Below are 8,516 nucleotides of genomic sequence, written 5' to 3' on the forward strand. Positions count from 1 at the left end.
GGCTTTTCAAGAAGGGGCGCGAGGTGCGCTGGAAGGCCCTGTAACACTACAGAAAATATACAAGTGAAAAAGAGGCCGTTTTCCCGGTAAGCACAGGTAAAACGGCCTCTTCAACTGCAAAAGTCAGGATTAGCCTGTTCGCAGGCGCAATTTCAAGCATCAGGTGCCATTTTTTCTAAATGTGGGCAAGACGTTCGGCCTGCGTGGCAAGGAAGGCGGCGGGCGGGGTCCTCCCCTGCGTCTGCATGGGGCGCACCATGCCGGATGGCAGGTGCGCCCCATGCAAGCCCAATGACTAGGAAGGCCCCCGCAACTAGACCGTGAGAATCGTGGTGAAGTAGCCCACGACGGAGATTGCGAGCATGAGCAGCATGGCCTTGCCCGCAGACCAGTTCTTCTTGACCATGAGCCAGTAGGTCACAAAGGAGATGACCAGCACTGGTAGCTCGGGGAAGATCGAGTCGAGGACGTCGGCAATGTTGATCGTAAGGTCACCGCTGGTGTAGACAAGGCCAATGTTGAACTTGGCGTACTGCGCGCAGATGGCACCCACGACGATAAGGCCAACGACCTCGGCGGCACGGGTGATCTTGTCCTTGATGCCACCCGAGAGGACCAGCTCCGCCGCGTTGGCGCCGGCCTTCACGCCGTAGGAGAAGAGGAACCAGGTGAGCGGCAGCATGATTGCCAGGAAGACCACGATATAGAAGATTGGACCGGTGACCTCGCCGTTGGGTGACATGCCCAGGGCAATGGAGAGCAGGATCGGAATCAGCGTACCGGGAAGCAGCGAATCGCCAATGCCGGCGAAGGGGCCCATGAGCGCGGTCTTAATGGAGTTGATGAACTCAGAGGAGACCTCGTCGTTGCCCTCTGCCTTGCTCGCCTCCATGCCGAGGACGATGCCGGGAACGATGCTGCCCAGGTACGGCTCGGTGTTGAAGAAGACCTCGTGGCGTTCGAGCATCTCCTGCTGGGCCTGGTGGTCACCAGGATAGAGGTCCTCGCGGACGTCGGCCAGCATCCTGATGATGGCTGGGCCCTGCATCCTCTCGAAGTTCTGCACAGACAGGTTGTAGAACATCCAATCCCAGTACGCGCGGCGAATGGCACTCTTGCCAAGCTTCCTGGCACCGCCCATCTCCTGGTACTCGGTGGTGATGTCATTTGTCATGTCTACTCACTCCTCTCGGGAGCAGCAGCGGCGTTGGTGCCGCGGTAGTCGAGATAGGCAATGCCCAGCGCGAAGATCACAATGGTGACCATGCCGAGCTGGAGCACGGACATGAGCGCGAAGCCAACGCAGAAGAGGATGAGGTCGACGTCACGCTTGCAGATCATGCGCATGAGGAGCATGAAGCCCACGAGCGGCAGCATGTTGGCGAAGATCTGGAGGATGTCGGTCACCTGGACGGGCAGTGCGTTGACAAGCGCGGTGATGAGATCCTGACCAAAGAAGTTGATGAGGAGGATCGGGAAGAAGCGCAGCACGAAGTTGGTAATCTGGCCAACGATGGGGATGCGCGCGGCAGCGTCAAGCCTACCGGCCTCGACATCGGCGTCCTGCTTGTGCACGAAGTACAGGTTGATGGCGCACAGTCCATAGACGGCGAGGACACCCAGAGACGACAGCGGCACGGCAAGCGCAAGCGCATACTCCTTGCCGGCGCCGGCGACCATGGCCAGCGGGATGCCAATCCACGCAGCAAAGTTGACGTCCGCAGGCATTGTGCCGCCAGGGGTTACGAGGCCGATGTAGAGCATCTGGATGGCGGCGCCCATGATGATGCCGGTCTGGACGTCACCAAGGATGATGCCAATGATCATGCCTGAGACCAGCGGCCGGCCGATTGTGTACCAGCCCGCGAGGCCTCCTATGAGCACCGGAGAGTAGATGGAGCCCATCCACCCGCACAGTGCCAGGAGCAGTGCCTGTAGAAAACTCATGGCAGTACCTTCCTTTCCTCTGACACCAGGACCTTATCCTGCTACCGACGGAATCTTGCTCGGGTCCGAAGTCCGTGCACGGACCCTAGAACCTGCCCTTCACGTCATCCCACTCGACAACGGGCTGGCTGGGAACCTGCTGGAAGAAGACGCGAGCGCCCTGGCCCACGACATCCTTCACAGCCTCTGCCTCGTCAGGCATGAGGTGCGAGGTAGGGGTCACCTCAGTGGTGCCTTTGCGCTTGGACATGGGCCCAACGTTGAGCTCCCTGGGAAGTCCGGGCACCTTCTCCAGCAGACGCTTGTACGTGATGGGGGACTTCATGAGCACGAGCGTGCGGATGTTGTCGCCCATGGCCTTCTCGATGAGCGGAACGGCCTCATCAACCGTGTAGACTCCAGCCTTCATGTCAGCGGGAACGGCAGCCTTGAAGACCGAGCGCAGAATCGAGTTGCTTGCTGTAAGGTCATCAACGACGATGATGCGCTCGATGTGGTTGCCCTTCACCACGACGGTCATGCACTGGCCGTGAATAAGGCGGTCATCACACCTTACGAGAACTACCATACGTCTCCCTTCCCTCCGCGCGCCTTGGGGACGCGCGCATTGCCGTGGGTTGGCCACGGCCCCATAACCGACGCGAGCCGGATCACCCGGCGTGCAGGAGCATGCCTCTCACCTGCGCGGTCATGATGCGTGCCATCTCCCGCAAGGTCTGGCTCACAATCACAACCCTAGGGAGCTCTCCGGAGACGCCTCCCGCCTTGGCAACATTGCCCAGGTCGACGGGCACTCCGGCAATGAGTGTCTCCTCTCCGGAACCCATCATGAAGATGGCATCGACAGCGAAGAGGGAGGTGAGAATAGAGAGGATATCGACCAGGCGGTCAACGATAGCGCCCTCGGGTTCGCCGCTGTTGGCGAGCGGACGGCTAATCTCGGCGTACGAGCCGCTACGAAGGGGAAGACGCTTGCCGCCTTGGGCGATGCCCACGAGGACCTCGGAGCCCAGACTCACCAGCAGGTGGTTGGAGCTCGCCTCCTCCGATTCGTCGTGGAGTATCTTGTACTCGGCGCAGTCCTCGGCGCGCTGCTCGAAGGCAGGGACGCCGAGGCGACGGGAGAGCGCGTCCGAGAGGCCGCAGGCGGCGTCCCAGGAGTTGTCACAGCGAAGGACCCCCACCGCACGCAGCGTCTTCTCGAACTCGCCGTCTGCGCGCGAGAGGTGCGCCTCGACCGTACGTGGAAGGTCTGCCGAGGCAAAGCCTTCGCCAAGCGAGATGGGCTCGGCGCAGGGCTCGAGCGCCATGTCGTACTGGTAGAGCGTGGCACCGCGGTGTGTGAGGCCCACGATGGCAATGCGACCGTAGGCGGCGTTTACGGTGACGGGGATGCGGCTCCTGCCGCCGGTGCGCACGCGGGTGGTGTCCTCCGCAAGCACGCCCACCGTCATGAGATAGGCGATGTTGCGCGTCACAGTAGCCGGGGACAGGCCGCTCACCTGTGCGATTTCCACGCGGGAGAGGGGTCCGTGGTCGACGAGGGCTCGCATGATGCGGGCTCGGTTGGCATCTGCGATGTGCTCAACGCCACCCGACATGCCTTCACCTCCAAAGCCGTACCAGCCTAGTGGCAATGGATCCAGCGCCCCATCGCACTGCCATGCCTCTGTCAGGGCCATACTTATTTTCTGCGTGAAAATATATAGGTTTCCGGAAGACGAGCGAACGGCGAAACTGCCAGCGGTCAAATAGAAACGCAGGCGGTCAGAATGCCACAACGCTTAGGGTATTGCGGCAATCGCATGTAGCTTGCATCGGGGCACGCGGTTCTGTAGGGTCATGGGGTCACAAAGGGTATCAGAGCCGAAGGCGTAGTTAGGCGGGGAGGAGGTTCAAGCGGCATGATCAAGGCGGTCCTCTTCGACCTCGACGACACCTTGCTCGACATCAACTTCACCGCATTCATGACACGCTACGTTGCGGGACTTTCTGGCCTTCTCGGCAGAATCGCCCGCACGCCCGCGCCGGTCATGGGCATCCCCTTCACCAAGGCATACCTGGCACTGGAGAACTCGAACCGCTCCGATGACCTCACCAACCATCAGCTCTTCAATCAGGAGGTCAACGCGCTCGCGGGCATACCGCTCGACGACCCCGCAATCGCAGACGCAGTTGACTTCTACGAGCGTGAAGTCGTGCCCACCATGCATGGCGGCATTGTTGCCGCACGCCCACAACGTGGAGGGCACAGAGCCGTAGACGTGGTACACGAGCTTGGCCTCACCTGTGCGCTTGCCACAAACCCAGCCTTCTCGGAGGCGTGCGTCGAGGCGCGCATGGGTTGGGCAGACGTCTCACCCGAAGACTTCTCGCTGGCCTCTAACTGGGACAACACACATCGGCTCAAGCCCAATGCCCGCTTCTACCAGGAGTTTGTGAACACGCTGGGGCTTACCTGCGACGAGTGCCTCATGGTGGGCAACGACTCGCGCCGTGATTTCCCCCGTCCCGACTGTGGTCTGCGCACCATCTACGTTGGCCACGCTTGGCCGCGCCGCGCAGTGTGGCACGGCCCCATGTCTCGCCTTGCTCGAGAGCTTCCCAACATCATCCGGAGGTTTGACGGCGAGGAGGCCAACAGGCGTGACATGGCATCCCTCTAGCGCTACCGTTTCCCCGTTCATTGTTTGAAGTCGGGAGACGGCTGGAGGGCCCATGGACCGCAGCACCTATGACACCTATCTGGACATCCTGAGGCGCGAGCTTGTCTGCGCCCTCGGCTGCACCGAGCCCATCGCCGTGGCGTACGTGGCTGCGCTTGCCCGTGACGCCCTGGGCCAAAAGCCCGAGCACCTCGAGATGTCCTGCAGCGGCAACATCATCAAGAACGTAAAGAGCGTGACGGTGCCAAACTCCGGCGACCAGCGCGGCATTGAGGCCGCAGCAACGCTTGGTGCCGTGGGCGGAGATGCCACGCGCGCACTCGAGGTGCTTGAGGGCGTAGACGAGAAGGACCGCCAGCACACACGCAAGCTTGTCTCGGCAGGGTTTTGCTCGGTCTCTCTCGCTGAGGGCGTGCCCAACCTCTACGTGCGCGCAGTTGCCACGGCACGGGGGCACAGCGGCGTAGCGTGCGTTGCCGGCAGGCACACCAACGTGGTCGAGCTCACACGCGACGGAAACCCCGTCAGCGTTGATGGAGTCATCGCAAACGAGCAGGACACCTGCGCAATCGACGGTGAACCCGAGGAGCCGGGCCTCTCGTCCCTCTCGCTTGAGGGCATTTGGGAGTTTGTGCGCGAGGTGGATGTCGAGGACATACGCGAGATGGTCGAGCGCCAGGTAGGGCTTAACCGCGCCATCTCCAGCGAGGGGCTCTCGGGCGACTGGGGCGCTCGCATTGGCAAGACACTCCTTCTCACAAGGCCAGACGACATCTCGTGCCGTGCGCGGGCTGCCGCCGCCGCTGGATCCGATGCGCGCATGAGCGGATGCGCCATGCCGGTAGTGATTAACTGCGGGAGCGGCAACCAGGGCATCACATGCTCGCTTCCGGTCGCAGAGTATGCCGAGTACCTGAGGGTCCCTCACGACGAGATGCTGCGGGCCGTCACGCTCTCCGACCTCACGGCGATACACGCCAAGCGCTTCATCGGCGAGCTCTCGGCGTTCTGCGGTGCCGTGACGGTAGCCACGGGCGCGGGAGCAGCCGTCTGCTACCTGCGCGGAGGCTCCTTCGGACAGTACCAGGCAACCATCGCCAACACGCTTGCCAACGTGGGAGGCATCGTCTGCGACGGGGCCAAGCCCAGCTGCGCGGCAAAAATCGCCGCGGCAGTCGACGCAGCGATTCTCGGATGCGATATGGCACTGGCCAACGTGGACTTTAGGCCAGGCGAGGGGCTTATCGGCGAGACGACCGAGGAGACCATACGCTCGATGGGCTACGTGGGTCGCGTTGGCATGCACCCCACCGATGTCGAGATCTTGAACATCATGATTGGCAAGACGGTCTGCTCGTGAGACAGGGGGACAGTCCCCTTGTCTCACTTGTCTCATTCGCTACCCCACCAAGCGGTAGCCGGCCTCCTCGACGACCTTGCGGTAGACGTCCTCGTTGATGGGTGACTTCGAGCGCACATGGGCGCGACCACCCGCAAGAGAGACCGTGGCCCAGGTACCATCGATCGAGTCGAGTGCCCGGGTGACACTCTCCGCGCAGTGCTCGCAGCTCATGCCGCCAATCTCAAAGTCAGCCTGGTAGGGATAGTGGCTCTCGTTGGTGTCCTCGATCTTGGTGGCCTTGAACCGCTTGACGTTGGACTTCTTCTTCGCCCCGCTGCAGCAGTCGCGCGTGCCCGTTGCCGTGCCAATGAAGCGACGGATGGCAACGGCAAGGATGGCGATGACGGCAGCGATGAGAATGACGTCGACTGGTTTCATGGCTTACTCCTATCTCCGCCCAGCAAGTCACCACGATGAAACGACAAAGCCGTAGCGACAATTTGTTAACGATGGATAACTATAACATCGCCGAGACGTACGAGGGCGCGGCAGGTGCCGCAGCGAATATGTGACTTAGCCTGACTTTTGCAGTTGAAGAGGCCGTTTTACCTGTGCTTACCGGGAAAACGGCCTCTTTTTCACTTGTATATTTTCTGTAGTGTTACAGGGCCTTCCAGCGCACCTCGCGCCCCTTCTTGAAAAGCCCCCTGATGTCGCCGGTGCGCATGAACTTCCTGGGGGCCTCTTCGCCGATCAGCGCGAATAGCCCGTCCGTGAGGTCGGTGCGGTGGTCGAAGAGCCACCACTCCGCGTCGACCGAGCTGCACTCCAGCGCCCTCATGTCCTCCAGTATCGCGCCCGCTGAGTAGCGGTTGCCCAGCGCGCGCTCGATCAGCCGCTCTATGACCAGTGCCAGGTAGCAGGTGAGGAAGTGGGCCTGGATGTGCTCCGGCGTCCAGACGTACACCGGCCTTGCCCCCAGGTGCGACTTCGTGACCTTGAAGGCCTCCTCGATCCTCCACAGCTCGCGGTAGGTGTCGACCACCCTCGCCGGCTCCCAGCCGGTCTCCGAGGTGACTATGCAGCAGTGGCCGTCGCAGGCGGCGTCGGCCTCGATGGCGGCGTAGTCGAGCTCCGGGGCCTTGGCGCACTCGACGACCTCGCCGGTGGCGGCGTCGAACCCCACGTTGCGCACGTACTTGGCGGCGCCCAGGTGCGTGGCGCGGGTGCACCTCCCCGGGTTGGCGACGAGCTGGCGCGACTTCTCCAGCACCCTCTCCCTCTCGTGACGGGCGCGCTCGGCGTACTTTCGCGACCAGAAGGCCACGACCTGCACGTCCACCTCGACGGAGTGCCCGCGCCCGTCGGCGGAGTCCTCCCTGGGGACCCTTATGGTCTTGGTGTCCTGCCGGGACTTCATCTTGAAGGTGCCGTTTGCGCTGGGGGAGTAGCCCCTGTCCGATATGACCCACTCGCGAAGCTCCCTGCGGCCCTTGGTGCCGCGTATGGACTGGCTGAACACGAAGCCGTCGCCGCGCGCCACGGTGGCGATTACGTTCTTCGAGCAGTTCATGCCCTTGTCGGCCACGGTGACCACCCGGCCCATGCCCGCCGCCCTCCTGGCCTCGGGCAGCGCGTCGACCAGGGTGTCGCCGTCGTGCACGTTGCCGGGGAATATGCGGAAGTCCACCGGCACGCCGTTGGCGTCCTGCATGAGCCCCATCTGCACGATGGGGTTGGGGCGGCGCTCCTTGGAGACGCCCTTGCGGCGCGGCTCGTCGCCGTCGCTCTCGCAGTAGCAGTTCGTGCAGTCGTAGTAGCCGCAGCTCAAGTCGCGGATGCCCGCGGCGGCGGTGGACGAGTTCGCCTTCCACACCATGGCGCCCCACATCCTGGCGATCACCGCGAGCCCGCGGTAGACGTCGGACTCGGACAGGTCGCATCGGTAGAAATGGCGGCCCGAGCTCTCCCACGCCGCCCTCTTGGAGCCCGGCGCCAGCAGCCTCTCCATCACCAGCAGCCTCAGCAGCGCGTTCACGTCGAAGCCCGTCCTCCTGCCCCGCATGTTGGACCTGACGGCGGCCTCTACCCCGAGGGCGCCGTAGTACGCCATCGGCACGGCGTCGCCCGCCGCCATGCGGTTGGTCCTGCGCTTGTCCACCCTCTGCAGGGGGTGGACGGTGATCGTCTGCGGCCCCTCCGCCGCCAGCCTCTCGGCGTCCATCGCCGCCACGACCTCGGCGAAGTGCGCGACCGGGTCGTCGAACTCCGCCTCGAGCGCGTCGACGTAGCCGAAGGTCTCCACGGTGCGCTGCCTCACGCGCCCGGTCTCGGGGTCGCGGTAGCCCTGCACGGCGGACAGGCTCACCCTGCCGCTCCTGCTCGGCGTCTTCTTCAGGTACATGCGGAAACCGCCTCTCACCTGCGGGAACATGTGCTTCGCATTATACACCGCGTAACACAACGTAACAAGATAAATACTTAAAATTTGACATAAAAAATGCCCATCTAGCTGGGCAAGGGGTGGGAGGTCAGACTAGGGCAACTGCAAAACTACGGAG

General features: G+C 62.7%; 8 protein-coding genes. 2 read left to right on the top strand and 6 right to left on the bottom strand.

The genetic code is table 11. From position 1 onward, the window contains the following. Window positions 1–313: 313 nt before the first annotated feature. From E0E00_RS10940 to E0E00_RS10955, 4 genes are all read right to left on the bottom strand, one after another. Window positions 314–1,174 carry a PTS system mannose/fructose/sorbose family transporter subunit IID gene (locus E0E00_RS10940; RefSeq protein WP_242622242.1) on the bottom strand — a complete coding sequence of 287 codons (861 nt, stop codon included), beginning with the start codon at window positions 1,172–1,174 and terminating at the stop codon, window positions 314–316. A 2-nt stretch (window positions 1,175–1,176) separates the two neighbouring features. Further along, window positions 1,177–1,947 (bottom strand): PTS sugar transporter subunit IIC, encoded by a 771-nt coding sequence (locus tag E0E00_RS10945; RefSeq protein ID WP_130812528.1) that lies wholly within the window; start codon window positions 1,945–1,947, stop codon window positions 1,177–1,179. An 85-nt stretch (window positions 1,948–2,032) separates the two neighbouring features. Continuing rightward, window positions 2,033–2,515, bottom strand: coding sequence for a PTS sugar transporter subunit IIB (locus E0E00_RS10950; RefSeq protein ID WP_130812529.1), 483 nt, complete (start codon window positions 2,513–2,515; stop codon window positions 2,033–2,035). Window positions 2,516–2,597: 82 nt separating this feature from the next. Continuing rightward, window positions 2,598–3,548 carry a winged helix-turn-helix transcriptional regulator gene (locus tag E0E00_RS10955; protein ID WP_165443671.1) on the bottom strand — a complete coding sequence of 317 codons (951 nt, stop codon included), beginning with the start codon at window positions 3,546–3,548 and terminating at the stop codon, window positions 2,598–2,600. Window positions 3,549–3,851: 303 nt separating this feature from the next. Between E0E00_RS10955 and E0E00_RS10960 the strand changes: the two genes are divergently transcribed. Next, on the top strand, window positions 3,852–4,613 hold the full coding sequence (locus E0E00_RS10960; protein WP_130812531.1) for an HAD family hydrolase: 762 nt from the start codon (window positions 3,852–3,854) through the stop codon (window positions 4,611–4,613). 52 nt (window positions 4,614–4,665) lie between these two features. Then, a complete protein-coding gene (locus tag E0E00_RS10965) occupies window positions 4,666–5,973 on the top strand; it encodes a serine dehydratase subunit alpha family protein (protein WP_130812532.1) in 1,308 nt (435 codons plus the stop codon). A 39-nt stretch (window positions 5,974–6,012) separates the two neighbouring features. Here the strand turns inward: E0E00_RS10965 and E0E00_RS10970 are convergent, their stop codons facing one another. Both E0E00_RS10970 and E0E00_RS10975 read right to left on the bottom strand, forming a co-directional pair. Further along, entirely contained in the window at window positions 6,013–6,393 is a 381-nt protein-coding gene (locus E0E00_RS10970; protein WP_130812533.1) for a heavy-metal-associated domain-containing protein, read from the bottom strand. Window positions 6,394–6,616: 223 nt separating this feature from the next. Continuing rightward, on the bottom strand, window positions 6,617–8,359 hold the full coding sequence (locus tag E0E00_RS10975; protein WP_165443672.1) for an IS1634 family transposase: 1,743 nt from the start codon (window positions 8,357–8,359) through the stop codon (window positions 6,617–6,619). Window positions 8,360–8,516 lie beyond the last annotated feature (157 nt).

The organism is Olsenella sp. Marseille-P4559, from assembly GCF_900605015.1.
In the GTDB taxonomy this organism is placed as follows: Bacteria; Actinomycetota; Coriobacteriia; order Coriobacteriales; family Atopobiaceae; genus Tractidigestivibacter.

What these genes read in the sequence shown, in the direction of transcription:
- E0E00_RS10940 (WP_242622242.1), bottom strand. Translation starts at nt 1,174, where the DNA reads ATGACAAATGACATCACCACCGAGTACCAGGAGATGGGCGGTGCCAGG.
- E0E00_RS10945 (WP_130812528.1), bottom strand. Translation starts at nt 1,947, where the DNA reads ATGAGTTTTCTACAGGCACTGCTCCTGGCACTGTGCGGGTGGATGGGC.
- E0E00_RS10950 (WP_130812529.1), bottom strand. Translation starts at nt 2,515, where the DNA reads ATGGTAGTTCTCGTAAGGTGTGATGACCGCCTTATTCACGGCCAGTGC.
- E0E00_RS10955 (WP_165443671.1), bottom strand. Translation starts at nt 3,548, where the DNA reads ATGTCGGGTGGCGTTGAGCACATCGCAGATGCCAACCGAGCCCGCATC.
- E0E00_RS10960 (WP_130812531.1), top strand. Translation starts at nt 3,852, where the DNA reads ATGATCAAGGCGGTCCTCTTCGACCTCGACGACACCTTGCTCGACATC.
- E0E00_RS10965 (WP_130812532.1), top strand. Translation starts at nt 4,666, where the DNA reads ATGGACCGCAGCACCTATGACACCTATCTGGACATCCTGAGGCGCGAG.
- E0E00_RS10970 (WP_130812533.1), bottom strand. Translation starts at nt 6,393, where the DNA reads ATGAAACCAGTCGACGTCATTCTCATCGCTGCCGTCATCGCCATCCTT.
- E0E00_RS10975 (WP_165443672.1), bottom strand. Translation starts at nt 8,359, where the DNA reads ATGTACCTGAAGAAGACGCCGAGCAGGAGCGGCAGGGTGAGCCTGTCC.